Below are 24,436 nucleotides of genomic sequence, written 5' to 3' on the forward strand. Positions count from 1 at the left end.
CTGCCGGGCAAAGCCGGCAGCGGTTTTTTTATTAGAAATTTAAACGCACACCCACCGCCAGCTGTCGGGCGGGCAATGGCGCATCTTCTTTGATAAAAGAACTATGCACAAACGCCAGACGATTGGTCAGGTTTTGCAGCTTGGCAAACAGCATCAGCTCATTACCCTGCCAGTTGAAATAGCGGTTCAGGCCGGCTTCTAACACGGTGTAACCGGCTGTTGGTGTTTCATTTTCGGCTAAACGCTGTTGCCTGGCGTAGTGGTTTACGCCCAGCTGGGCGCCCCAGTTATCGGCGCGATAAGCATATTCAGCACCTAAACGATAAGCCGGTACCCGCGGTAAGTAACCGCCGTCCTGCAAACGGGCTATCACGGTATCGCCAAGCAGTGTCAGTTGATGCTCTGGCGTGACGTGCCAGCTGATACTGACCTCGGCGCCATGCAACCGGGCATCTTGTTGCTGATACTGGTAAGCGTCAAAATCGGCAATAATCACGCCGAGATTAGCTAAAAATGCGTAATCGTCTATCTGATTGTAAAACAGATTAAGCGTAGTGCTGATGTCCGCAAACTGACCGCGCCAGCCCAAATCCAGATTATTAGCCTGTTCGGCTTTAGCCAGCGCCGGGTTATGGATGATCACCGTCTCGCCCGCCGCTTGCTGCACTTGATAAGCCACGCCAATTTCATAAGAACGGGTACCAATATGAATGCCATTGGCATATAGCTCGTTAGCTGCAGGTGCCCGCTCAGCCTGGCTAAACGCTAACGTCAGCTGCTGATTTGGCCGCACATCGTACACCGCCCCCAGCGACCAGCTGAACAGGTTAAAGCGTTGCTTTAGATCGCGGCTACCTAAACTGTCGGTTAGCTGATAAGCCTGGTGGGAAAGCTGTTCATAGCGGCTTCCTAATTCCAGTTTTAGCACACCAAAACGTTTTTCATGCAACATAAATAGCGCATGGCTGTCGGTATCGGTATTCGGGGTAAAGGTTTCATCACCCAGCGCCTGATAATCGCGCAACATGCCATGGTAGCCAATAATACCGCGCCAACTGTCAGGCAACTGATAGGTCGCGGTAGTACGCAGCTCCAAGGCCTGGCTTAAAAACTCGGTGCCCGGTCCGCCATCTTCATACTCGGCGTGATCATAGTCGGTAAAGGCAAGGTCAAAAGTCAGGCTTTGCCATAATGCAAAGGTGGGCCGCCATTCAGCAGCCAGCGCTGCACGTTGCTGGTTTAGTTTAATAAACTCACCGTCATCGTATTCTGCAGCCGGGCCTTCAGGCAAACCATACTCGGTCTGGATCACCCCGTAGCTTACGCCGATAAAACCTTGCTCAGCAATATAGCTACTACCCAGGTTTAACACCTGATGCTCAGACCAGGAATTATGCAGCCGCGTGCTACTATCGCCCTGGTCATTCTGGTAACGCGGCACGGTGTAATCATGCCCCTTCCGCCAATTACCATCGACATGCCAGGCAAAGGTGCCGCGGCCATTATCATGAGCAACACTCAGGCTACGATCATTGGCCGCCGTACCAAAACGGCCGAGCAGCACCGTATCACTGTGGCTGGGTAGCTGCTGTGGAATTCGGTTATCCACCACATTAATCACGCCACCAATAGCGCCACTGCCATACAATAAGGTTGCCGGGCCGCGCAACACTTCAATTTGCTGGGCGGTTACCGCATCGGCGGTAATGGTATGATCCGGCCCCTCACGCGACACATCGCCGGTACCCATGCCATTGTGCACCACCTGCACCCGGGCACCATCCAGCCCGCGGATCACCGGCCGCGATGCCACAGGGCCATAGTAGTTGGCATGCACGCCCACTTCATATTTCAAGGTTTCGCCAATACTGACATCGGTGCGGCGCAGTAATTCTTCGCCGCTAAGTACTGATACCGGCCCGGCCATGTCAACAATGTCCCGTTTTAAGCCAGCAGCCCTGACTTCAACCCGTTCTACTGTCACCATAGGGTCGGCGGCATCCACGGTTTCGGCATAAACAAAGGCGCTTTGCGCCAGCACAGCGCAAACTGCCAAGGAGATTTTAGTTGCTCTGAATATCACAATTCATTTACCTTTAAAAAAGTTGCCGCATGCTAACGCCAGGCGCCACTGACGGCAAGAGCGGCTTGACACATTGAAGATACAAAGCGATAGATCCATAATCGCACGCTAAAAAAAACCGCTGGGTGCAACGCAGCCAGCGGTTACAGGGAACAGCAATTGTTTTAGTGATCGTGATGACCGTGCTCTGGTTCGGCAATGCCTAACCAGGTAATACGGTGCGGGATAAAGTTAAGTTGTTTAGTATTCACCACTTCAGCGTCATGCAAGTCAATGGTGTGCAGCTGACGGGCGATAGGATCAGTAACGTATACCTTGTCATCGGCAGCAGAAATCGCTAATTGAAAACGGGCACCCGCCGGTAAATCGGCCAGGTTTGCTGCGGTCAGCGCTAACTTAGCCGCAAATTCAAAGGCAGGCTCATCGCTGCCCTCGTGCTCATGACCATGGTAGTTAAAAATCGTCAGCGCGCCGGTGTTATCCAGCAGCACAAACTTCTCGCCCTGCTCCGCAAAGCCATAACCCCAAATTGCGGTAGCGGCACCCGGCTGCCAGTCCAGCAGTGCCATTTCAGCGTCTTCGGCATCAATCGCAAATACCGCAGCACCGGCTAAACCAATAAAGTGCTCTGCTGCATCATGGCCGGCCAGAGTGCCAATGCGCATGCTGCCACTGAACTCATCAGTATTGGCCAACTTGCTGGCAGTAAAGGTTTCACCGTCTTGCTCAATCAGCAACACACCATCACTGCAACCAAAAGCAATAAACTCATGGTTTTGCGCGCTACCGTGCATATTAGGGCAGCTGACAGCAAAGATTTCTTCTAAATCAAAGTGGTCACCATGCTGATGATATAAACCCACCTGATCCGGTAAGGTGGTGCTGCTGTTAGCATCACGAATGGAGCTAATCAGGAACTCACCGCGCGGTTGAGCTAAGCCATGCTGATGGGTAGTCAGGCTCAGTTGCGGGTAGTCGCTACGATCCTCACCAATATCGGCATCGGTTAATACCGCAACGCCGGCAGCCGCACCGGTTGCTGCATTACCATCAAAAAATACCGCTAACTGGCCATCTGCAGCACTGAAATGGGTCGGCCGTACCTGTGATAACTGAAAGGGCATTAAGCGCGGCGCCGCCTGAAAATCATCCATATGATCAACGTGATCTTCCTGCCATAAACCACCATCAATAAACTGAACTAAGTCATCGTTGCGCTGCACTACAGCGGCATAACGATAATCGCCTGAGGCATAAAGGGCACTAGGGGTGGTGCTTACCACAAAGGTATTCAGTTCGGTTTTAGCCGGCAACTCTAATACCTGGACAAAAGCACTATCAATGGCCGACAGCACTAAACGCCCTGCGGCATTGACGCCACCATGATCGTGATCATCGTCGTGGTCATGATCGTCACCAACAATTGGCGGCAGTTCATTAATGGTCACCGTGGTATCACCACAACCGGTTAACAGGGCAGCAGACATAGCGAGAGCCAGGTAGGCAACTTTTGTTTGTATTTTCATCATGTTCAATTCCAAATCCATTAGTATTAATTAAAAGCGGCCACGTAAGCCCACGGCCAGGCCACGACCAGGCAATGGCGCATCGTCTTTTAAGAAAGAGGTATGCACCAGCGCACGTTGATCCAGCAAATTCTGACCTTTTAAGAACGCCACCAATTCCTGGCCGGCAAAGTTAAAGCGATAGCTAACCGAGGCATCCAGCATACTGTAACCAGCGGTAGCAGATTCCAGTGCGGCCACCTTGCCCTGGCGGAAATAGCGGGCCAGGGTAATATCGGCATCGTAGTTATTGCCTTCATAAGCCAGTGACGTGAGTAAGCGCAGTGGTGGGGTTCTGGGTAATTCACCGGCACCACGCACACTACCCCGAACATAATCACCTTGCAGGGTAAAGCGCACAGGCTGGCTGATTTGCCAGACAAACTGGGCTTCTAAACCATATAAATTGACATCACGGTTGGTATACAAATACACCGGCAGTTCATCGGTATGCTCGTCATCAGCATGGTCGTTGTGGCCATGATCATCATGCTCATCGCCGTGCTCGTCATGAGAAACCTCGGCAAACAGCCCGGTAAACTGCTGGAAGTAGTAATTATCTACCCGGTTATAAAAGGCATTCAGCACAAAACCGGTGTTTCCCGAGACTTTACGCAAGGTTAAATCGATATTGTTAGAACGCTCAGTTTTAAAACCGTCTGGATTTAACACAAAGCCGTCTTGTGCGTCGTTCAGCTTAAATACGGCGCCGACTTCATAACTATTGGTACCAATATGCGGGCCAAATGACAGTAACTCCGCGGCACTGGGCGCGCGCTCTGCCCGCGATACCGACACGCCGACGTTATAACCCGGGGTAAAGTCATATACGATACCGGCAGACAGGCTGTAAGGGTTGTAACGGCTGTTAAAGTCAAATATCCGGGTAATATCGGGGCCATGGCCGTGATCATCGTGACCGTGGTCATCGTGGCCGTCATCATGGCCATGTAGCTCCAGCATCGGCAATAACACCTGAGGTGCTTTAATGCTAACCCGCTCAGTACGGGCACCCAGCTGCAGTAACACCGGGCCAAAATGCCGCTCTGCCATCCAGGCAGCAGCTAACATGGTGCTGTCTGACGGCGGGCTAAAGGCTTCATCGCCAATCGCCTTAAAGTCGCTGTATTTATAATGCAGGCTTAAACCGCCCTTCCAGTCCTGCCAGGGGCGGTGTAATAGTTCGAGCCGGGCTTCATGGCTTTTATTACTGAATAAGGTACCAATTTCACCATCTTCAATTTCAGCATGCTGATAATCGGTATAGGCCAGCTTGGTATTAACCTGGCTTAACCAGCTATCTGTGTAAAACAAACTACTTTGCAACTGAAAACGATCTTGCTTCTTATCAGCAAAGACCACTTCTTCGTCGCTATCGCCACTTTCAGCGTGACCACCATGGCTATGGCCCGGAATGCCATATTTACGCTCTAGCCTGCCGTAAGATAAACCAACAAAGCCATTTTCCAGCAGGTAGCTACCGCCGATGGTACCACCCTGACTGCGCGAAAAAGTGTTTTCAATCCGCTCGCCATGCCCTTCATCGCGGTCATGATCATCGCCATCATGCTCATCTGCTGCGCTATGGCCATGCGGGCCTTTATAATCGATGCTGTCACGCCAGAAGCCATCGACATACACCGCAAATAAATCGTTGCCATTAACCGCCGAGCCGGCCAGCAATTTCTCAGAGTTAACACTCTGCAACTGGGCAATCCACTCAGCACGCGGCGTGCTATCCGTGGGAACCCGTTCATCAACGATATTAACCACGCCGCCGATGGCGCCACTGCCATAAAATAAGGTAGCTGGGCCACGTAACACTTCAATTTGGGTGGCCGTGCTGGCTTCAGTGGCCACACTGTGATCCGGCCCCACTCTTGACGCATCACCGGCATCCAGGCCATTCTGGGTGATCAGCACCCGTGGGCCATCTAAGCCACGAATAATCGGGCTACTGGCGACACCACCATAAAAGTTGCTGTGTACCCCCACTTCGTATTTCAGGGTATCGCCTAAGGTCGCAGCCTGGCGCATTTTCAGTTGCTCGCCGGCTAACACGCTAACAGGTAAAGAAGATTCGGTAATAGAGGCATGCAACGGGCTGGCGGTAACGTCAATTACTTCAAACGGTGTCGGTTTCACGGTCAGGGTTAAATTAGTTAGGCCCTGCGCCGGTACCTGCACTTCAATATTGCGATGCGCAATACGCCGGCCAGCTAAATGCAGTTCTACCTGCTGTGCGGCGAGGCCCGTTAACTCAAAGCGCCCCTGACTATCGGTCAGCACTTTAATGGCGGTGCCCGATACCGACACCTCAACATTCGCAGCGGGTTTGCCAGCAGCATCCAGCACAGTGCCGCTAATTGAATTCGCTGCGGCATTCGCTGCAAACAACATCATGCCGATGGCCGATGCTAAAGCCATTTTACGTAACGTTTTACGCAACATAGTTACTCCCTTTATAGTGCTCAGGCTGAACGATGCAGCCGACAACAAGGCCAATATGTTATAGTATCTCATTATGTGACGCAATGTTATAATATTACAAAATGAGTCAGTGCCAACCTGTGAACTCACAGGCATAGTGCCCTGCCTCAATAGATATGTTATATTATAACAGTTGCTGTTCAACTCCATACCACAACCATCCTTTAAGTGAGGCCCTATGAAAGATCTGATTGCTGCTGCGTTATCCGGGCTTTGTGTGGTGCATTGTTTAGCCTTACCTATTTTGCTGGCTGTCGGCAGCTCTGGCCTGCTGCTGGGCGTATTCAGCTCTGAGTGGTTTCATTATCTGATGTTGCTGCCCATTAGCGCTTTGCTGGTGTGGAGCCTGCCTGGCGGCTGGTGTGTCCATCGCAACAAAACGCCATTTCTGCTGGGCTTAAGCGGTTTTTTATTATTAGTTATTTCATTATTTGCCGGCCACGATGCTGAGCTGGTGTTGTCAGTTAGCGGTGGCTTTCTGCTCGCAGCCGCTCATCTGCGCAACCGGGTTTTATTGCTGCGCACCCAGGAGATCTCCCATGTTACTAACTAACCCCGCTGCCGATAGCCGCTTACCGGTAACGGTACTATCCGGCTTTTTAGGTGCCGGTAAAACCACCCTGCTCAACCACGTGCTGCATAACCGCGATGGCCTGCGGGTGGCGGTGATTGTTAACGATATGAGCGACATCAATATCGATGCTAATCAGCTAAATAAAGAAGTCAGCTTAAACCGCGCCGAAGAAAAGCTGGTAGAAATGAGCAATGGCTGCATTTGCTGCACCCTGCGCGAAGATTTACTGCTGGAAGTAGGCAAGCTGGCCAAAGCCGGCCGCTTTGATTATTTGCTGATAGAATCAACTGGCATCTCAGAGCCGTTGCCGATTGCCGAAACCTTTACTTTTGAACACGAAGACGGCCAGAGCCTGGCCGAGATTGCCAGGCTGGATACGCTGGTGACCGTAGTCGATGCCGTCAACTTCCTGGCCGATTTTGAAGCGGCGCAGGACTTAGCAGAGCGCGGCGAAAGCCTGGGTGAAGACGATGAGCGCAGCGTCGCAGACTTGCTGATAGAACAGGTGGAATTTTGTGATGTATTGGTTATCAGTAAAGCTGATCTGGTAACCCGGCAACAGCTGCAGCACCTGAGCGCAATACTGCGTAGCTTAAATAGCCGGGCGCGGATTATTCAGGCCGAACAAGGCCGGGTAGCCTTAACCGACATTTTAAATACCGGCTTGTTTGATTTTGAGCAGGCGCAGCAAGCACCAGGCTGGTTAAAAGAGCTGCGCGGCGAACATAAACCCGAAACCGAAGAATACGGTATCAGTAGTTTTGCTTTTACCGCCCGCAAGCCATTTCACCCGGCACGCTTTCATGCTTTTTTGCATCAAGACTGGCCCAGCGGCCGGCTGCTGCGATCTAAAGGCTATTTCTGGCTGGCCAGCAGCCCCGAGCATGCCTGGCTCTGGCATCAGGCGGGCGGTATCGCCCGCTATAATATGGCAGGTTTATTCTGGCAGGCAGTACCGCAAACTGAATGGCCAGAGGAAGCAGAGATGCAAGACGCGATTAAGCAAAGCTGGCAAGAGCCCTTTGGTGACCGCCGGCAGGAACTGGTATTTATTGGCCAGCAGCTGGACAAAACCCACATGCTGGCCGAGCTGAACGCCTGCCTGTTAACTGACGACGAGCTGGCGCCAGGCGAGCAGCATTGGCAGCAGTTGCCCAGCCCGTTTGCTGCGGAGTATGTTGAATGAGTGCCTTATCCTTTAGCTCTTTTCATGCCATTAGCCGGCAACAGGTAAGCCGCACGCCTGAAGTACTGACGGGTATCTTCGCCCCCGATGTTAATCTGGCCAGCTGGCAGCGCCCTGCAGATCCGATAATTAGCGCCTACTGTGCACAACTAGCCTTTGCCATGCCGTTAAAACGTATTGTCACCACTGCTACCGTGCAAGCCGACATTGCAGCAGCGCTGCCTGACGCCCCCGGCAAAGCTGAGCTGTTAGCGGATATTGCGCTGCAATGCGAGATGTTCAGCTGCCTGATGGACTGCCAGCAGCTGGGGCTGCGACTAGAAACCCTGAGCAAACCGATGTGCCCGAAATTTCATACCGATCATCTGGTGTGCCGGCTGGTCTGCACCTATCAGGGGCCCGGCACAGAGTGGCAGGGCGACAGCCCGGCTGATCATAAACAAGCTACACCCTTTGCGGTAACTCTGCTTAAAGGCTCGGGCTGGGAAGGCAATGAACAGCAGGCCATAGTGCACCGCTCACCAGCGTCAGATTTGCCCAGAGTATTGCTCACCTTAGATCCGATGTAATTATAAACAAAGCCGCGTTTACGGCTTTCGGATTATGGATAAAGCTAACAAGCGCTGATACAGCAAGTTGTACTTGTTATGTCAGCGCTTAAAACGGGCAAGGTTTACTGTCTGTCAGTTAATTTATAACCTACAGGTGGATTAAACACAGAGTCGTGCACCATTTCTTCTTTTAGGTAAGTAATATCATATAGATAGTGAAACATTGGCTTTTTGCGCCATTCGTCCAAAATCCTTTCTTTTTGCTGCTCAACCATGCCCGACAACATACTTCTGGCAGCACCACCCAGCCCACTGCTTAAATCTACACCGGCGTTTTGCTTTTTACTGCGGCGCTTCTCCTGACAAGCCTGCGCATCGCGATACCATTCTGTTTTAATGGATAACGGGTAGCCTTTAATTGTGGCTAATTCTTTTAGGAAGCTGTTGTACTGCTCTTTATCGGTATTTTCAATATCGCCGGTGACAGCGGCTAGCGCCATATAAGCCTCTTTGCCCAGCAACCGCACTAACGCATTATCTTCAGCATTATCGGCATAGCCTTGTTGAAACTCGCGCTGTACCGACCAGGCTTGTTGCATTTCAGTCTCAGGAGTCGTGGTCCAGAAGACCATCTGCGCCAGATTAGTATCTTTTTTCGCTGAGGCGTCCTGCATCACAACTTGCCACTCTACTTTGTACTCTTCGGCCTTAACGTTGCTGATAACGCGTTGTTGCCCGGTTTTAACCACACTAAATTCATTACTAACGACACTGACCTCACAACCCATAGATTCATAGCTTTCATATTGCTCTTCTTCCCGCTCTGAAGCCGCGGTGAAGCCAGGAAAGCTAAAGGTTGTACACCCTGCTAACGGGCATTCACGATATTGTTTTTTATCATGGTCAAGCATGTAACTCAGCTTGGTATCAATGCGCCCAATTTGGCCGGTATGGCTGTTGGCCCAGCGCATCAAGATATTTCTAAACTTGGTATCATGGTCTAACCGGCGCATGTCAGAGCGAGTGTGTACGACTTGCTTACCACTAAATTCAGGTATGTATAAGCCGTTGATATAATAATCAGCCTTCATGACTATAGTTGGATTTTTTGGAGTGTTATCAACAACTTTAGGCTTTGAAGCACAGCTTGTTATTGTTGCCAGTACCGCCATAGCAACAAGACTTTTCACAAAAATCTTTCTCACAATAACTCCCTTTATAAAAAAAAAACAAAATTATAACCTTATAACCCGGCATCGCAAGCAATTTAGCTGGCAGATAAAATTAAGCGTTGCATCACTACACAGCGGCCGGCAGCGCATGACAAATACTGAAAAGTTAACCTGATATTCATGCTTTACTGCTGGCGGTTCTTTATACTGGCTCCCCTGATGGTTGCTGGTGGCGTTTGTTTATGTATCTGCGCAAACTGATTATTTCCCTGTGTATTCTGGTCGCTATTATCGTGTTGCAATCAGGCATTGGCTTCTGGGCGCATCAAAATTCTGAGTTTCATACCGAACGCAACCGCATTGCCAACCAGATGCTAACGGAATTTATTTCGTTGCGCGCCGACAAGCAACGTTTAAAAGTCTGGTTAGCCGAATACTTACTAACCGACAATGCCAACACCGATTTTCGCGATACCTTATTTCAGCGCAAACAACAGCAGTTGTCGGCTTTAGATAAACTGGCCATTCGCGATCAGCTGTTCAGCACCAGTGAGGCCGATTTACAACATATTATGCAGCAGGTAAAGGTGATTTCACTGCTGCAAACCAATCTGCAAACCTTAGAGCACGCCCTCAGAACCCGTGAAATTGCCTCGTACCAGGACGATACCGAACGCTGGCAAACGCTGATTTCGCTATTTGATAAATTTCAGGATACCGATCTGGCGGAATTGCTGCAGGCGGCGATTGCCCAGCAAAAACAACGCGCCAATGCCACCGAAAACGATGCACTTCGTGCAGTGCAAAAAGTGAAGCAGATAATGTTGCTGATCAGTATTGCCGGCATAGTGCTGGCCGTATTGCTGGGTTATCACTTATCTAAAGCGTTGCGCCAGCCACTACAACAGTTGCTTACAGGCACTAAGCAGCTGCAGCAAGGTAATTTTGCGCATCGTATTAACGAGCAAGGGCCGACTGAGTTTGCCGAGCTGGCCCGCCAGTTTAACCTGATGTCAGGCCATATTGATGCCTTTACCGGGCAGGAAAAGAAAAGCCAGCAAGCCACCGAGCAGCGGGTGCAGGCACGTACCGCTGAGCTGCAACAAGCCTTAGCACAATTACACCAGGCCGAGCTGCGCCAAAAACAACTGTTAACCGATATCAGCCACGAACTGCGCACGCCGGCCACCAGTATTCAGGGCGAAGCCGAAATCAGCCTGCGCGGCAAAGACAAAGACTTAATTGAGTATAAAGACGCCTTCGGCCGCATTTTAGCCTCCAGCCAGCAACTTAACCGGCGCATTGATGATTTGCTGTTTTTAGCCCGCGGCGAAGAGCGGCTGCTACAGGTCAGTTTGAAAAAAGTACCGTTAACGCAGTTTGTCAGCCAGCTTTGCTCACAAGTCCAACAGCAGTTACATAGCCGCTTTCAGTTAACGCTTAGCCCGCTGCCACCACTGAGTAGCACGCAGTGGTTACTGGTCGATAGTGAAAAATTTGCCACGGTGCTGGGTATCATTACCGATAACGCCCAGCACTACGCCAAACAAAGCGACCAGTTGCAGCTTGCTATCACCCCGGGCGACAACGAGCTTAGTGTCCAGCTGGCTGACCAGGGTATTGGCGTTAGCCCACAAGATCAGCAGCAGTTGTTTGAGCGCCACTACCGCAGTACTGCCGCCCGCCAGGCACGGCCCGATGGTTTGGGGATCGGGCTGAGTATCGCCCAGGCTATTATGCAGGCGCACGACGGTACCATTACGCTAAGTGCCAACCAACCACAGGGCACCATAGTCATGCTCACCCTACCATTATTTAACGGAGCCGTTGATGAAAATACTGATCATTGAAGATGATGAACGGGTAGGCAGTTTTCTGGCGCGAGGTTTAAAAGCCGAAGGTTATCTGACCTTATTGCTCAGCGATGGCCTGCACGCCCACGATACCATAAAGCAGTTTGAACCTGAGGTGATTATTCTTGACCGCATGCTGCCCCAGTTGGATGGTATAACCCTATGCCAGCAGCTGCGCAGCCAGCAGGTTAACGCCCGGATCTTAATTTTATCGGCGTTATCTGAAGTAGATGAACGGGTAAAAGGCTTACGGGCCGGCGCCGATGATTATCTGGGCAAACCTTTTCATTTTGAGGAATTATTGGCGCGCATCGAAGTGCTGGCCAAACGCAGCAGCAACATAGAACACAGCCGCCAATTGCAGGTGGCCGATTTAGTGCTCGATTTAGACAGTATGCGGGTGCAACGCGCGGGTAATGAGATTAGCCTCACCGCCAAAGAGCTGGGCATTCTGGAGTTATTAATGAGTAACAGCGGTAAGGTGTATAGCCGCGAGCGCATTTTAACCAATGTCTGGGGCATGAATGAAGATCCGCTAACCAATATTGTTGATGTTTACCTGGCACGGCTACGCAAAAAAATTGACGATGCTTATCCGGTCAAGTTACTGCATACCCGGCGCGGCATCGGTTATTGTTTGCAGGTGGAATAAAAAAGGCTGGTAAGCAGAGGCTCTTTACCAGCCAAAAGGGTTGGGAACCCGTTATGAAAGCAGTTTGCGCCCGCTTAACAGGCGCGGGTTAACTGGCACAGCTTAGTTAGCGCTAAAGGGTAAAGATGAGTGGTGCAGCACAATACGCAGTACGCCCTGCTCATCCTTTTTAAAACCCCAGGTTTTATCAACAGTGGTTACCTGGCCATTACTATCCGTTAGCATCACATGGCCCATAGTTAAGGCTAAGTCACCATTAACATGCACGGCAGCATTGTTAAATTCATAAGCCTGCCAGCCTTTTAACGCAAAGCCACTGTCGTTGGCGAAGCTGCTGTTGCCACCAACAAAGTAGGCCAGCGCGCCGTCATACTCAGTGCGAAACGTTTGCTCGCCACTGGCCAGAGTGGGCTTAAACAGCACCGGCCCCAGGTTATAACCATAGGCACCATCCAATACAGCGCGGGCTGTCTGCTCGGCTTTGGTATGGCCGCCTTCGGTATAAGCCTGGCTGATACTGATTAATGCCTTGCCCCAGGCTTGTTGCGCTGCTTGTAATTCAGCTTCGGTAATCACCTTGCCGGCAGTGGCTGCCTGCACGCTGCCCATCAGTATCATCGCGCTGCTTAAAATGGTTACTGTAAATGTTTTCATCATGTTCACCTTTTACTAAGCCCCTGTGGGCAATGGGTTTGCTGTAACTAGGGTTAGCTTAACTGCAGCAGATGAACCAGAGCGGCATGCAAAGATGAACAAGCTGCTGTTTTTACATTAAAACAACATGAACAGCGCGCCACGTTCAGCCTTGGATCATATCGAGCCGCAAGGCTGATAGCGCAAAGCCTGACGCGGTTTGGCCAGCGATAATCACCGTACGCCAACCTTAAGCGCCTGACGTTGTTCGCGCCTGAGCCAGGACATACTGGCCAGAGTGCGACAATTTGCCGCAGTGTCATCAAGCGGCGCCTGGCGTAGACTAACAGCACTCAGACATGACATTACCGTTGCAATGGTTTAGTCTTTTCTGACATTTGCAAACGGCTGCCTGGCAGCCGTCTTTTTTAGCGGGTGCTATGGCAAAACAACTTATTATTGCAACCGAACTCTCTGCTGAACATCAGCTGCGACATTTTATCCGTTTTCGCTGGGGCCTGATTGCGTTTACCGCCACTGCGGCAGGGGTGGGCTGGCTGTTCACTTACCCCGTCAGCTCATGGCCTTTAATTGGGCTGTTACTGCTTACCCATATTTCAACTAATCTGATTTTAAAATTTATTGCCCATCCAAAGCGGCTGAGCCAGATCTACACGGTCAGCTGCTGCCTCGATATCGTATTGCTGGGGTGTCTGCTGTTACTCAGTGGCGGCGCCAGTAATGGCTTAGTTGCGCTATTGCTGCTGCCCGTTGCCGTGGCAGCAGTGATGTTACCCGGCAAAGTGTGCTACTTAATCGCCATGCTGGCCGTTGCAGCTTACAGTACCTTGCTGTTTATTGGCGATTTAACGATTCCCAATGTCGACCAGCTGCTGCAACAGGCTGAATATGCACAGCATAGTGCACATAGCCACCATGGCAGCGCCGGTGCAGAAGCATTTAACCAGCACTTGCTGCAAATGTGGTGGGCTTTTACCTTATCGGCTTTGCTGATCAGCTGGTTTATTAATAGCCAGGCCAATTTAATCCGGCTTAAATCCCGCAAAATAAGCGAGTTACAACAACAACAAGTAAGGCATGAACATATGCTGGCTCTGGCCACCTTTGCCGCCAACGCGGCACACGACTTAGCCAGCCCCATTCAAACCCTGCAGCTACTGGCGGACGAATTGCAGGTTACCCAGGCCACTATGCCAGCATTAACAGAATTGAAAACTGAGCTAACGCGTTGCCAACACATAGTGCAGCAGCTACGGCAGGATGCAGGCAGTTTACGCTCAGATCAGCAACAGGCTCCATTATTGTTGCAAACCGAACAGCAGCTGGACCATTGGCTTAATAGCCGACCAGATATTAACCTTAAAATCAGTAAAGCGCTCAGTGCTGCCGATTTCAGTCTGAGTGACAGCCAGGGCTACAGCGCAGCGCTGATTAATATCCTGGATAATGCTGCCGATGCCAGTGTGGCTAACCAATGCCCGCAATTAACATTAACGCTTTCGCTTGACCCACAGGGCTTAACGGTCAGTATTCAGGATTTTGGCGAAGGCTTATCGCCGGGCCGCTTAGCTGAGCTGGGGCAATTACCCCAGCAAAGTGAACAAGGTTTGGGTATTGGCCAGTTTCTGGCCAACGTGTCGATTGAACGACTGGGCGGCACTGTGCAGCGCCAAAGCCTGGAAAATGGAACTCTAACGGTACTGACGATACCCCGCCCACCGATGGAGCTGCCCTGAATGAATTTGGTAATTGTCGACGATGATAAGCCTTTACTTGCTGCGCTGAGCCGGCGCTTTAGCCAGCTCGGCTATCGCGTTAGCACCTATGCTGATGTCACAACTGCTGAGCAGCTGATTGCCGAGCAAGCCGATGCCTACTTGCTGGATTTACGCTTTGCCAGCCAGTCGGGTTTAAGCTTTGTTGCGCCGTTACGTCAGGCGCTGCCGCAATGCCGGATTATTATGCTGACCGGCTATGCCAGCATCGCCAATGCAGTGCAGGCGATAAAACTGGGCGCTGATGATTACCTGACTAAACCGGTTGATTTTCAGCAGCTGGAGCAAGCGGTTAGCGGTAAACCGACCGCTACTCAGCAGCAAGCAGCACCAGGCAAAGCACTGCTGTCACCCGAGCAACTGGAGTGGGAGCACATTAACCGCGTGCTAACCGAGCAGAAAGGCAATATCAGCCGCACCGCAGAGCTACTGGGTATGCACCGGCGTACTTTGCAGCGCAAACTGCAAAAACGCAGGCCCTGAATAACAAACCACCTAATTCTGCCCCGCCATTTGCTGTAAAAATTACTACCGCTTTTGCATTAAAACAACATGAACAATCATAAGTTTGAGCCTTGGTAAGCCGCAACATATGCTTTAACATGGCGCCAACGATGTTAGCGATATAGCCATATGACAGAGCGCATACCCCTTTTTTTACTCACCGGCTTTTTAGGTAGCGGCAAAACCACCCTGCTGAATTATCTGGTAAAACAACCGGCCTTTGCCAATACCCTGGTGATTATTAATGAGCTGGGCGATATCAGTCTGGATCACCTGCTGGTTAGCCGCAGCTCGGAAGAGCAAGTGGTACAACTGAGCAGCGGCTGTATTTGTTGCAGTATACGTGGCGATTTAGCCAAAACGCTGCGCGATATCAGCTGGCGCTTTGCCCGCAATGGCCAGCGCCAGTTTGACCAGGTGATCATTGAAACCACCGGCCTGGCGGCACCGGGTAGTATTATACATACCGTAATGGCAGAGCCGAAAATTGCCAGTCAGTTCCGACTGCAAGGGGTTATCGTTACCGTAGATGCGGTAAATGGCCTCAACACCCTGGCACGGCATCGCGAAGCCCAGCAGCAAGTGGCGGTGGCCGATATACTACTGCTCAGCAAAACCGATTTAGCGCCGCCGGCCAGCCAAGCTGCGCTGAGCAAGCAGTTAGCGGTACTCAACCCGCAAGCGCAGCAGCTGATTGCCGTGCAGGGCGAGATCGATCCGACCATACTGTTAGCCCTGGATCATATCGAACCGCAGGGCAGCACTACCTCACTGGCGCAGTGGCTCAACACCAGCCGCTTTAGCACTGATCTCAGCGAGCCTGCGCTGCTTAGCCCGCAAAGTGCAGCATCGGTGCACGCTTCGCCGATTCAAAGCCATGTGTTTATTATTGATAGCCCGATTCCCTTTGCCCGGTTTGAGCAGTGGCTGAATGCTATGGTGCAGCAGATGGCGCCCAATATGCTCAGAATTAAAGGCATCCTGCATATCGCCGGTTTTCCCGGCCCCATGGTTATTCATGGTGTGCAGCATATTTTTCACCCGGCAGAGTTTATGAGCAGTTGGCCTGATACCGACAAGCGCAGCCGCTTGGTATTTATTACCGATGGCATCAGCCGAGAGCAGCTGGCGCAGAGCCTGACGCAGTTCGGCTTAGTGACGTAACGTGATGATTAATCAGATCTATCAGCCCGGGCACCAAAGCTAAAAACCTCAGGCAGCTGAGTTAATTCCCTCAAATACCATCACAATTTTCTGGACTTACAGCATCAAGTGAGACAAAGTTTAAAATAATTGAGATGATTTATTAGGGACGTCACAGGGAGCTTGCGCCATGAAAACTAAGACAAAATGTTGGTTTCACACGTTTGGGGTTACGGCACTAATCCTAACAAGTATAACTTTTATTTTTCCGGGGAGCGCCCAAGCGCAAGCATTTGAACGAGATTGGAAAGTCTCTATTCATACCGGCAGAGCAAGCTTAGATAGCATGACCGAAGGTACCGAAAAGTGGCTGGGAATGGAAACCGAAATGTGGCATCACATTACCGACGACAGCGGTACCGTCCTTGGTGGCTCAATATCCTATTTATTACACCCAAACCTCAGTGTGCGCGGCACATATGAACGCGCTAAAGACTTTCACACTGTTAATAGTTGCAAACCTGATGTCGTTTGTCTAACTGTCCTTATAAGCGAACGCGGTGATGTTGAGCATGCTGCCATCGCCCTTGTTCCAGAACTATCATTATCAGATAAAGTAGATTTATTCGGCAGTATCGGTTTCGGTACAACCCGCAAGAGCGCAGGCCCAGTCCTCACAAGTTACAGCGACAATAGTTTGGTGTATGGTGCGGGCCTTAGCTATCGTCTTAGTAGCAGACTCTATCTATCCAGTGAGTACCAACGCGCGGGCTCCGACTACAACGTTTTTCGCTTCGCCTTCGGTATCCGATTTTGATGCAAGTTCCTTTTAAATGTAGCGTTTCAGTATTACTGCTCTGCCATTTGTTGCAAAAACTGCAGCCGTTGCCGCTCTTCGGCGCTGGCCTGAAAGGGCTCGTCGCTTAACTGACTAAGAGAAAACAACTCCAGCGGATATTCGCTTTGTTCACTGTCGCCATAACGGGTTAGCTCGCCCGGGGCGGCCGATCGGCGCTCCAGCACAAAACCGCTTAACACATAGGGGCCTTCCTGGCCACGCAATACCGCTTTGTAAGCGCGTAACATCAGCTCGGTTTTGCCGCTCGACAGCTTTTCGGTCGCGGTCAGCAGCGCCAGTGGTTGCCCCTCGGCATTAAATAAATTAGCCCGTAACCGATAATGGCCGGCTTGCTCTACGGTAAGCTTTACCGGGATCAGCATATCGCTACCTACCCCGCGGCTGGAACCGACGCCGGTAATAGTGGCTACCGGTTGGCTGTAGGCGATACCGGTTTTCAGGGTTTGCTCGCGGCCGTTGGCACTAAAACTCACGCTGAGCTCTATTGGGCCATCCCAGTTGGCATTAGGGCTAAGTTCAACCTGCCAGGTCTCACCTGCGTCCGGGCCTGCAGCGGCTTGTTGCATAGCCTCAGCTGCCAGTAATTTACTGTTTTGCTCGCTGTGCAGCTGCACGTTAACATTGTGTACGCTAAGGCCACTGACCTCCAGGCTTACCACTATGGGCTGCGGGTAACTAAAGCGGTATTTATCCAGCACAATAGCCGCACTGGCACCGCCGTCCAGCGGTACCGGCTGCACCACATACTGATTTGGGTTTAGCAGATGGCTGTCGTCGGGGTGCAGCGGCCGGGCATAAGATGGGTATTCCAGTTCAGCGGCATAGGCCGTAGCCAATAGCTGGAAACTGTCACTAACCGATGCGGGTAGCCGCTCAGTTACCGTTACGCTAGCTTGCGCTGCTGCCGTGCTGCTGGCCGCCGCTGGCAGCGCTGCCTCAGCCGATAGTGCTGGTACAGCTACCGGCTGGGGCTTGGCAGCGGACGTTGGCCAGAATAGCCACAAGCCTGACAGCAATGCTGTCAGGCTCAGTATTATCCATCCTAATTTAGCCATACCCGCTAGTTCGCCGCCTGATACACCAGCGCAGACATGCTGGTATTGTTCGAGTTACGCACCACCCGATAGCGTGAGCTGAAAATCCACCAGCCGCGGGTTTCATCATAGGTATTAAACTGCAGGCGATCATTGTTTAAATAGCTGGCGCTGCTGTTCGCCGCAGTAATTTCATCCTGGGCCTGGTTGCCGATCACACCACCATGGCTGTAGCCTTTACTCATTAACAATGGGTAGTGATAGGGCATAAAATTGCGCACGCCATCACTCTGGCTGGCCAGCTTGCCATCAAAAGCCACATTCACCGAGCAGCTGCCAAAACTACCGGCTGTCGCGGCGCCGCAGGCAGAGTGGCTGGCTACAACGCCATCATCGGTACCCGGCAAAAATGGCCCGGTGGCGCCCAGATAATCGGAGCCGGCGCCGACAAAGCGCAAACGGGGTACCCGGCTATCGGGAAACGCCGCCAACTGACGGGCACTGTTTACCCGTAAATCATTTAGCACACCAACATTGCCAGCATTGGGTATTTCACCCAGCCAGGCAGCAATAGCCAGCCGTAAAGTCCAGTCAATAAGGCCTGAGCCGCTGGCAATATTCACCGCCAGATCAGCTAGCTCTGAGCCACCGCCGGCACCGGCAAAATCAAAAGTCGCTACAATATTCAGCGGTTGTAAGCCCGCATTTTGCAGCCACAAGGCCTGATTATCTATCAGATAGCGGGTGACTAAATCACCGGTGGAATGGGTGACAAAAATACAACCATTGGCACAGGTACCATTACGTGACATTTGCTGCAACCTGGGCCAGACATAGTCGCTGGCAATTTTGCCGGCTACCCGCTCGTGCGCTGGCCAGTCAATTCGCACATCGGCCCTGTCCCGCCAGTAAGCCTGCCAGTATGCGGCACCGTCACTGCTAACCTCACTGGCATTAGGCCGGCTGGCCAGCTGCTCGGGTTGTAAGCCATGCACCAGTACCACGGGATAGCCGCCGACAGCGGCACAGAGTTGAAAGCTGACGGCCAGGCCGCCAAGTAGTGCTGCGCTAAGCAGCCCAGATAGTTTTTTCATTGCAGATCCTCGTCTTTATCTTATTTTTATTGGTTGAGACTGGTAATACAGGCCTGACTCAGTGAACAAAAATAGAACAGCAGCCGCTGATTGCAAGCGGCATTTTTCGGGACTGGGCTGGCTCAGCCGACCAGTTAACAGCGGCGGTGTTTTAATAAAAAACCAACATGTTAACTAACACTACAACAGCGCACGGCAGACAGGCGCTAAGCTGCAACAGTGGCAGCAGCAATTGCCAGCTGCTGTTTAAAGTGATTACTCAAACTATTTTCAAAAAAAACGCAGCCGAAGCTGCGTTTTGGTAATAGGCCAACCGATTACTGAGTTTTCATCCGGCGATGAAACTCAGCCAGATCAGTGATCACCTGCTGCCCGTCAATTTTGGCAAAAGGCTGCTGGTTAAAGCCGGTACCACGCATTTGCACCGAAATCCTTGCCGCTGCCGGGTTTAACAGCGTTTGCTGATAAAACGCCTGTACATCAGCCAGGGTAAGTTGCTCAACTTCAGCAATTAGTTTTTGCAGGCTATCAAAGGCAAACTTTTCCTGATACCAATCGCTTAACAATGGTGCCATTTCTTCCTGCAGGTTTTTTGGCGGCTCTTTTAACGTTACCAGCAGGCTTTGTTTCAGTTGCTCAAAACTGGCGTTATCCAGCTGTTGCAGGGTTTGCCAGTATTGCTGCTTAAATTCATCAAAGCGCTGCTGCATGTCGGCAACTGACTTCACCGGTGTTTGAATGTACAACCCAAAGCCTGTGTAATCTTCCAGCGTGACTGCCGTACCACCTACCGCATAGGCCAGTTGTTCTTCAGTACGCAGTTTATCAAATGCCTGATTAGAGAAGTGCCCTTGCAATAAGCGGGCTCGGGCCAACTGTTTTACCGACGGATCAGGGTGAATATGCATATCCACCAGAGCCACATCTGCCACGACTAAATCCTGTTGCAGACTGATCACTTCGCCTGCTGCTGGCTGCCATACCGGGCTACGGCTATAAGGTATGCTAGTGCGCGCTGCTGGCAAGGCCGCAGCCAGGGTGTTGACCAGTTGCTGCACATCAGCCTGGTTATAATTACCAAAGGCAAAAACACGCGCCTGATGTTTCGCCAGTACCTGCTGCATAAACTGTTGTAAGTCTGCCGCTGTTAGCTGTTCGGCACTGGCGATTAACTGCTCGTTGTTGTAGTTGCCGCCGCGGAACACGCCATTAAATGCCATAAAGGCCTGCTGGAATGGAAAGCGGCGGTCTAAATTGCGAATACCCCTTACGTAACGGTCTACCGCCTGGCTAAAGCGCTCATCCGTCACCTGAGGTACTAAACCTGCCAGTGCCTGTTGCAGCAATTGCGGCTGCTTATCAGTAAAACCGCCAATGTTCAGTAACAAGCCATTGCTATCGCTTAGCCGCAGCTCCATCCCGGCAACGGATGCTTCCGTTGCCAGCACACTTTGCTCTAAATTGTATAAATCACGCCATAGCGCCAGCATCACTTTGGCGTTAGCATCCTGCAACGCTACCGGGCTATTCAGAAAAATATTCAGGCGACCGCGTGGCTGGCTGGCGAATTGCTGGCTGGGATACAACCAGGCTTTAATACCTTTATCCTCCACTACCAGCTCGGGTGTATCGGCTTTTACTGCGCTACGTAGCTCAAAGTTCTCAGGCAACAAGCGGTTAACCGCTGGCAAATTCAGGGCAATCGGGCTTTGCTGCCAGCTGGCAATTTCCTGCTCGCTGATATCGGCAATTTTGTAGCGGCCGTTATAGAAATGCAGCTCACTGTCAAATGGCTCCTGCTGGCTGATATACCAAACCCGCAGGCTTTGTGGGGTAAGTTGCGTTAGTACCTTATTAATGGCCGCGGCATCAAATCGCTCATAATGATAGTTGGCGTTAACCGCATGCTGGGCCGGCACAAACTGCATGGCGTGCGCCAGATTGGAAACATAGTCAAAACCATCGCTTTTCTCCAGGAAGCGAAAGCGGTTGGCCAGGCTGGTTTGGATCTCATTAAAATACTTGCTGTCGACGCCTTCTTGCTTAATCAGCTCCAGATACTGCATCACTGTTGCGATAATGGCTTCGCGCTGCGCCATACCGCTGTCAGTTAAATTAATATTGATGCTCAAATGGCCATAGTTGCCATAGGCTGCCGGGTCAGAATAAGCCGATAATGATGAAATTAACCCCAGCGCTTTTAGTTGTTCGGCCGGCGTGCCGGGCATTTCAGATCCGAGCAAATAGGTAATAAACTCGTTGGGTTTTACTGCAAATTCAGCACTGTTATTGCTGATAGTGAAATCCAGCTTCAGCTGTTTTACATCTTCATTCGGCACATAATGCACCCGCTTGGCACCAAAGTTCTGATAATTCAGTGCAGTTTCAACTGCCGGTTTCGCAATATTTTTGTTTTCAATAGCGCCAAAATGCTTGCGGGTTAATAATTCCATTTCTGCCAACGGTAAGTTGCTGACCAGCGCCAACTTCATGGTGTTGGCAGAATAGTAATCCTGATAAAACTTAACCGTTTCTTCATGCAGCTTACTACCCTCTTTATCGCTGAGGGTTTCCAGGTTACCAATTAAAAAGCGGTTAGCCGGATGCTCGCCAAACATAGAGCGCGCCAGCTTAAACTGGCCGAAAAAATCCATTTCCCGGCGCATTGACCATTCTGCATTAACCGCATTGCGCTCTTTTTCTGAATATTCTGGTAATAATAGCGGCGCTTTAAAAAAATCAGAAAAACGATCCAGCGCTTCATCAAATGACGGATTATTCACCTGGAACATGTAGTTAGTGATATCCAGCCAGGTATAAGCGTTGGCGGCGCCGCCGTTTTGAGTCATAAAGTTAAAGTATTCGGCCGGATCCGGGTAACGTTCTGTACCTAAAAAAAGCATATGCTCCAGATAGTGTGCCATGCCTTGCTGGCTCATCGGGTCTTGCAGCAAGCCGACACCAACGCTAAGTGAGGCTGCTGATTTTTCTGTCGTAGCATCAGACACCAAAATCACCTCTAACTGGTTGGGCAAAACCAGCGTCTTATAGGCACGTTCGTCGTTCGGGCTAACCAATATCTGGCCAGCAACCTGTTGCTGAACGCGCTGCTCTGCCGTTACACTAGTACGCTCTGTTGCACAGCCCGTCAGCACAGCTATGGCTACAGCGCTGATAACAAATATTTTTTTCATTAGGATACCTGTGATAAATCATTACGCATCGCGCAAATGTGAAATTTTGTAAGGCATAATGTAATGAATAGGCAAGCAAGCTGCCAGCAAAGCCTGTCAGCAGATTGTAATAAAATGTGTCCGGCAGTAAAAGCTGATTAACCCAGTGCAGTATCCAGCAGCATCATTAATACAAACCCCAGCATCAGGCCCGTGGTAGCCGGCAGTTCATGCCCTTGCCGGTGTGACTCCGGGATCATCTCGTGGCTTATCACAAACAACATGGCGCCAGCTGCCAGGGCCAGGCCCCAGGGTAACAACAAGCTGGAATCGCCCAGTACCACAGCGCCAATAATCGCCATAACCGGCTCGGTCAGCCCCGACAGCACTGCGATACTGACTGCCAGTGTCCGGCTGTAACCTGCCGCCAGCAGCGCCATTGCTACCACCAGCCCTTCGGGGATATCCTGAATGGCAATACCGGTAGCTAATGCATTGGCAGCAGCCAGGTCACCACTGGCATAGGACGCGCCAATGGCCAGCCCTTCCGGAATGTTATGCAGAATAATGGCAAATACAAATAACCAGCTGCGCCGCAGTTTCTGGCCAAGAGCCCGCTCTTCGTCTTTGATAAAGTGCTGATGTGGCACTAAGCGTTCCACCAGCAACATTAACGCGGCCCCCAGCATGATAGCCAGGGCAACACTGCCTGAGCTGCGCCACGATGACGCACCAGTTAGTTCCAGTATCGCCAGCGCCGGCACAATCAGTGAAAACATACAGGCAGCCAGCATCACCCCGGCGCCAAAGCCCAGCATCATGTCGTGCAGTTTTTGCGATAATTGTCGCAAGAATAATGCAGGCAAAGCGCCGGCAGCGGTGGCGCCAGCGGCCAGCATGCCGGCATAAAACGCATAACGTACATTCTGCTGCTGTTGCATTAGCAGCACCAGCTGCTGTAAGGCATAGCTGGCGCCCAGCACGATAATAAGGGTACCCAATATCTTGCGGCCACTCAGCCATGGTGGCTGCAGCAACGATAGCTTCATACCTGCTCCTGCTGCCACCGGTTAGCCGGTGGCCAGTTAATAATCTTAAAAAGCTTAAGTATAGGTGTTGAGTCCGCCCACGCAGTTGATGATAATTATCATTACGAAAAAGTAAAGCGGTTGGCGTAGTGAGCTGTGATGGCTACTTAAGTGGATACTTATTCAGCAGGCGGCGCGATTTTTACCAACACGACCAACGCAATCCCGCCCACAATGGCCAGGCCGGCCAGTAACAACCGCAGAGTTACCGGTTCTTGCAATAACAACACGCCAACCAGCGCAGCCAGCAGTGGCACACTTAATTGCACCGTGGCCGCAGTGGCCGATTTTAACAACGGCAAGGCACTGTACCAGATAGCATAACCCACACCCGAGGTTAATGCCCCGGATAGCAGCGCAAACCACACCCCCGCCCTGTCGAATGACGCCTGATTTAATAACAGCAGACTTAGCAGCAGTGCCATAGGCACCGTACGCCAAAAATTGCCGGCAGTTACCTGCAGTGGGTCCGCTGCGCCTTTACCGCGCAACGAGTAAACGCCCCAAGCTACACCGGCGACTAACATCAACATAGCGGCCGAAAGCGGCGGTGCCGCGAGCCCGGGCAACAACAAACCAACAAGACCAGCACACGCCAACAGTAAGCCCAGCCACTGTATCCCACTAAAGCGTTCACCACGCCACAGACCATAAGCTATCATGCTGGCTTGCACCGCGCCGAACAGGATCAGCGCCCCCACCCCGGTATTTAGTTGTATATAAGCAAAGGAAAACCCCGCAGCGTAAATAAACAGCGCCAGTGCTGACAGCCAGTTACCGTCACAACGTACCCCGCGGCTGTTGCGCAATACCACCAAAGCCCACAGCACCAAGGCACCAGACACCAGCCGGATACTAGTAAAGCTGGCCGCATCAATCTCGGTATGCGCCAATGCAGCACGACACAACAACGAGTTACCAGCAAAGGCGATGAGTGCCATCAGGGTTAAAGTCACGACACGGGTATGGGGCATTGCAAGGCCTTC

21 protein-coding genes are annotated in these 24,436 nt (G+C 51.4%); 10 read left to right on the top strand and 11 right to left on the bottom strand.

The features are described from left to right. Nucleotides 1–31 precede the first annotated feature (31 nt). The 3 genes from WG68_RS17850 to WG68_RS17860 all read right to left on the bottom strand — a co-directional run bounded on the left by WG68_RS17850 (nucleotide 32) and on the right by WG68_RS17860 (nucleotide 6,099). Nucleotides 32–2,083, bottom strand: coding sequence for a TonB-dependent receptor (locus WG68_RS17850; protein ID WP_200897631.1), 2,052 nt, complete (start codon nucleotides 2,081–2,083; stop codon nucleotides 32–34). Between the two features lie 164 nt (nucleotides 2,084–2,247). Further along, a complete protein-coding gene (locus WG68_RS17855) occupies nucleotides 2,248–3,612 on the bottom strand; it encodes a 5-methyltetrahydrofolate--homocysteine methyltransferase (RefSeq protein ID WP_235357781.1) in 1,365 nt (454 codons plus the stop codon). 27 nt (nucleotides 3,613–3,639) lie between these two features. Next, complete coding sequence (locus WG68_RS17860) at nucleotides 3,640–6,099, bottom strand: TonB-dependent receptor (protein ID WP_046559091.1); 2,460 nt, start codon at nucleotides 6,097–6,099, stop codon at nucleotides 3,640–3,642. Nucleotides 6,100–6,316: 217 nt separating this feature from the next. Here WG68_RS17860 and WG68_RS17865 point away from each other — a divergent pair, with 217 nt between their 5' ends. The 3 genes from WG68_RS17865 to WG68_RS17875 are packed head-to-tail and all read left to right on the top strand — an operon-like array spanning nucleotide 6,317 to nucleotide 8,467. Next, entirely contained in the window at nucleotides 6,317–6,691 is a 375-nt protein-coding gene (locus WG68_RS17865) for a MerC domain-containing protein (RefSeq protein ID WP_046559092.1), read from the top strand. Next, nucleotides 6,678–7,898, top strand: coding sequence for a zinc metallochaperone GTPase ZigA (zigA, locus tag WG68_RS17870; protein ID WP_046559093.1), 1,221 nt, complete (start codon nucleotides 6,678–6,680; stop codon nucleotides 7,896–7,898). Before WG68_RS17865 ends, zigA begins: the two co-directional genes overlap by 14 nt. Then, a complete protein-coding gene (locus tag WG68_RS17875) occupies nucleotides 7,895–8,467 on the top strand; it encodes a DUF1826 domain-containing protein (RefSeq protein ID WP_046559094.1) in 573 nt (190 codons plus the stop codon). Before zigA ends, WG68_RS17875 begins: the two co-directional genes overlap by 4 nt. A 104-nt stretch (nucleotides 8,468–8,571) precedes the next feature. Here the strand turns inward: WG68_RS17875 and WG68_RS17880 are convergent, their stop codons facing one another. Then, nucleotides 8,572–9,540 carry a hypothetical protein gene (locus WG68_RS17880; RefSeq protein ID WP_152663149.1) on the bottom strand — a complete coding sequence of 323 codons (969 nt, stop codon included), beginning with the start codon at nucleotides 9,538–9,540 and terminating at the stop codon, nucleotides 8,572–8,574. On the opposite strand from WG68_RS17880, the gene WG68_RS19615 reads away from it, so the two are divergent. The 3 genes from WG68_RS19615 (at nucleotide 9,539) to WG68_RS17890 (ending at nucleotide 12,126) form a co-directional block, all read left to right on the top strand. Beyond that, entirely contained in the window at nucleotides 9,539–9,796 is a 258-nt protein-coding gene (locus WG68_RS19615) for a hypothetical protein (protein ID WP_152663150.1), read from the top strand. The genes WG68_RS17880 and WG68_RS19615 overlap by 2 nt on opposite strands. Nucleotides 9,797–9,863: 67 nt before the next feature. Next, a complete protein-coding gene (locus tag WG68_RS17885; RefSeq protein WP_046559096.1) occupies nucleotides 9,864–11,471 on the top strand; it encodes a sensor histidine kinase in 1,608 nt (535 codons plus the stop codon). After that, nucleotides 11,452–12,126, top strand: a complete 675-nt coding sequence (locus tag WG68_RS17890) for a response regulator transcription factor (protein ID WP_046559097.1) — start codon at nucleotides 11,452–11,454, stop codon at nucleotides 12,124–12,126. Before WG68_RS17885 ends, WG68_RS17890 begins: the two co-directional genes overlap by 20 nt. Before the next feature lie 102 nt (nucleotides 12,127–12,228). On the opposite strand, the gene WG68_RS17895 is transcribed toward WG68_RS17890, so the two are convergent. Then, nucleotides 12,229–12,780 (bottom strand): phosphoribosyl-AMP cyclohydrolase, encoded by a 552-nt coding sequence (locus WG68_RS17895; protein ID WP_046559098.1) that lies wholly within the window; start codon nucleotides 12,778–12,780, stop codon nucleotides 12,229–12,231. 213 nt (nucleotides 12,781–12,993) lie between these two features. After that, nucleotides 12,994–13,125, bottom strand: a complete 132-nt coding sequence (locus WG68_RS19950; protein ID WP_268753186.1) for a hypothetical protein — start codon at nucleotides 13,123–13,125, stop codon at nucleotides 12,994–12,996. A 74-nt stretch (nucleotides 13,126–13,199) separates the two neighbouring features. Between WG68_RS19950 and WG68_RS17900 the strand changes: the two genes are divergently transcribed. The 4 genes from WG68_RS17900 (at nucleotide 13,200) to WG68_RS17915 (ending at nucleotide 17,019) form a co-directional block, all read left to right on the top strand. Beyond that, nucleotides 13,200–14,516, top strand: coding sequence for an ATP-binding protein (locus tag WG68_RS17900; RefSeq protein ID WP_152663151.1), 1,317 nt, complete (start codon nucleotides 13,200–13,202; stop codon nucleotides 14,514–14,516). Beyond that, entirely contained in the window at nucleotides 14,517–15,038 is a 522-nt protein-coding gene (locus WG68_RS17905; protein WP_046559100.1) for a response regulator transcription factor, read from the top strand. A gap of 150 nt (nucleotides 15,039–15,188) precedes the next feature. Next, nucleotides 15,189–16,223 carry a CobW family GTP-binding protein gene (locus WG68_RS17910; protein WP_046559101.1) on the top strand — a complete coding sequence of 345 codons (1,035 nt, stop codon included), beginning with the start codon at nucleotides 15,189–15,191 and terminating at the stop codon, nucleotides 16,221–16,223. A gap of 169 nt (nucleotides 16,224–16,392) precedes the next feature. Further along, on the top strand, nucleotides 16,393–17,019 hold the full coding sequence (locus WG68_RS17915; protein ID WP_046559102.1) for an outer membrane beta-barrel protein: 627 nt from the start codon (nucleotides 16,393–16,395) through the stop codon (nucleotides 17,017–17,019). Nucleotides 17,020–17,051: 32 nt separating this feature from the next. On the opposite strand, the gene WG68_RS17920 is transcribed toward WG68_RS17915, so the two are convergent. The 5 genes from WG68_RS17920 to WG68_RS17940 form a co-directional block, all read right to left on the bottom strand. Continuing rightward, nucleotides 17,052–18,116 carry a hypothetical protein gene (locus tag WG68_RS17920; protein ID WP_046559103.1) on the bottom strand — a complete coding sequence of 355 codons (1,065 nt, stop codon included), beginning with the start codon at nucleotides 18,114–18,116 and terminating at the stop codon, nucleotides 17,052–17,054. A 5-nt stretch (nucleotides 18,117–18,121) separates the two neighbouring features. Continuing rightward, nucleotides 18,122–19,189, bottom strand: coding sequence for a hypothetical protein (locus WG68_RS17925; RefSeq protein WP_046559104.1), 1,068 nt, complete (start codon nucleotides 19,187–19,189; stop codon nucleotides 18,122–18,124). A 317-nt stretch (nucleotides 19,190–19,506) separates the two neighbouring features. After that, nucleotides 19,507–22,383, bottom strand: a complete 2,877-nt coding sequence (locus WG68_RS17930) for an insulinase family protein (RefSeq protein ID WP_046559105.1) — start codon at nucleotides 22,381–22,383, stop codon at nucleotides 19,507–19,509. Between the two features lie 137 nt (nucleotides 22,384–22,520). Then, nucleotides 22,521–23,411 carry a ZIP family metal transporter gene (locus WG68_RS17935; protein WP_046559106.1) on the bottom strand — a complete coding sequence of 297 codons (891 nt, stop codon included), beginning with the start codon at nucleotides 23,409–23,411 and terminating at the stop codon, nucleotides 22,521–22,523. A 158-nt stretch (nucleotides 23,412–23,569) separates the two neighbouring features. Next, nucleotides 23,570–24,424 (bottom strand): DMT family transporter, encoded by an 855-nt coding sequence (locus WG68_RS17940; protein ID WP_046559107.1) that lies wholly within the window; start codon nucleotides 24,422–24,424, stop codon nucleotides 23,570–23,572. Between the last annotated feature and the right edge of the window lie 12 nt (nucleotides 24,425–24,436).

This window comes from Arsukibacterium ikkense (genome assembly GCF_000987775.1).
Classification (GTDB): Bacteria; Pseudomonadota; Gammaproteobacteria; order Enterobacterales; family Alteromonadaceae; genus Alishewanella; species Alishewanella ikkense.

What these genes read in the sequence shown, in the direction of transcription:
- WG68_RS17890 (WP_046559097.1), top strand. Translation starts at nt 11,452, where the DNA reads ATGAAAATACTGATCATTGAAGATGATGAACGGGTAGGCAGTTTTCTG.
- WG68_RS17875 (WP_046559094.1), top strand. Translation starts at nt 7,895, where the DNA reads ATGAGTGCCTTATCCTTTAGCTCTTTTCATGCCATTAGCCGGCAACAG.
- WG68_RS17865 (WP_046559092.1), top strand. Translation starts at nt 6,317, where the DNA reads ATGAAAGATCTGATTGCTGCTGCGTTATCCGGGCTTTGTGTGGTGCAT.
- WG68_RS17935 (WP_046559106.1), bottom strand. Translation starts at nt 23,411, where the DNA reads ATGAAGCTATCGTTGCTGCAGCCACCATGGCTGAGTGGCCGCAAGATA.
- WG68_RS17940 (WP_046559107.1), bottom strand. Translation starts at nt 24,424, where the DNA reads ATGCCCCATACCCGTGTCGTGACTTTAACCCTGATGGCACTCATCGCC.
- WG68_RS17860 (WP_046559091.1), bottom strand. Translation starts at nt 6,099, where the DNA reads ATGTTGCGTAAAACGTTACGTAAAATGGCTTTAGCATCGGCCATCGGC.
- WG68_RS17915 (WP_046559102.1), top strand. Translation starts at nt 16,393, where the DNA reads ATGAAAACTAAGACAAAATGTTGGTTTCACACGTTTGGGGTTACGGCA.
- WG68_RS17930 (WP_046559105.1), bottom strand. Translation starts at nt 22,383, where the DNA reads ATGAAAAAAATATTTGTTATCAGCGCTGTAGCCATAGCTGTGCTGACG.
- WG68_RS17900 (WP_152663151.1), top strand. Translation starts at nt 13,200, where the DNA reads ATGGCAAAACAACTTATTATTGCAACCGAACTCTCTGCTGAACATCAG.
- WG68_RS17880 (WP_152663149.1), bottom strand. Translation starts at nt 9,540, where the DNA reads ATGAAGGCTGATTATTATATCAACGGCTTATACATACCTGAATTTAGT.
- zigA (WP_046559093.1), top strand. Translation starts at nt 6,678, where the DNA reads ATGTTACTAACTAACCCCGCTGCCGATAGCCGCTTACCGGTAACGGTA.
- WG68_RS17925 (WP_046559104.1), bottom strand. Translation starts at nt 19,189, where the DNA reads ATGAAAAAACTATCTGGGCTGCTTAGCGCAGCACTACTTGGCGGCCTG.
- WG68_RS17895 (WP_046559098.1), bottom strand. Translation starts at nt 12,780, where the DNA reads ATGAAAACATTTACAGTAACCATTTTAAGCAGCGCGATGATACTGATG.
- WG68_RS17905 (WP_046559100.1), top strand. Translation starts at nt 14,517, where the DNA reads ATGAATTTGGTAATTGTCGACGATGATAAGCCTTTACTTGCTGCGCTG.
- WG68_RS19615 (WP_152663150.1), top strand. Translation starts at nt 9,539, where the DNA reads ATGACTATAGTTGGATTTTTTGGAGTGTTATCAACAACTTTAGGCTTT.
- WG68_RS17910 (WP_046559101.1), top strand. Translation starts at nt 15,189, where the DNA reads ATGACAGAGCGCATACCCCTTTTTTTACTCACCGGCTTTTTAGGTAGC.
- WG68_RS17885 (WP_046559096.1), top strand. Translation starts at nt 9,864, where the DNA reads ATGTATCTGCGCAAACTGATTATTTCCCTGTGTATTCTGGTCGCTATT.
- WG68_RS17855 (WP_235357781.1), bottom strand. Translation starts at nt 3,612, where the DNA reads ATGATGAAAATACAAACAAAAGTTGCCTACCTGGCTCTCGCTATGTCT.
- WG68_RS19950 (WP_268753186.1), bottom strand. Translation starts at nt 13,125, where the DNA reads ATGTCATGTCTGAGTGCTGTTAGTCTACGCCAGGCGCCGCTTGATGAC.
- WG68_RS17920 (WP_046559103.1), bottom strand. Translation starts at nt 18,116, where the DNA reads ATGGCTAAATTAGGATGGATAATACTGAGCCTGACAGCATTGCTGTCA.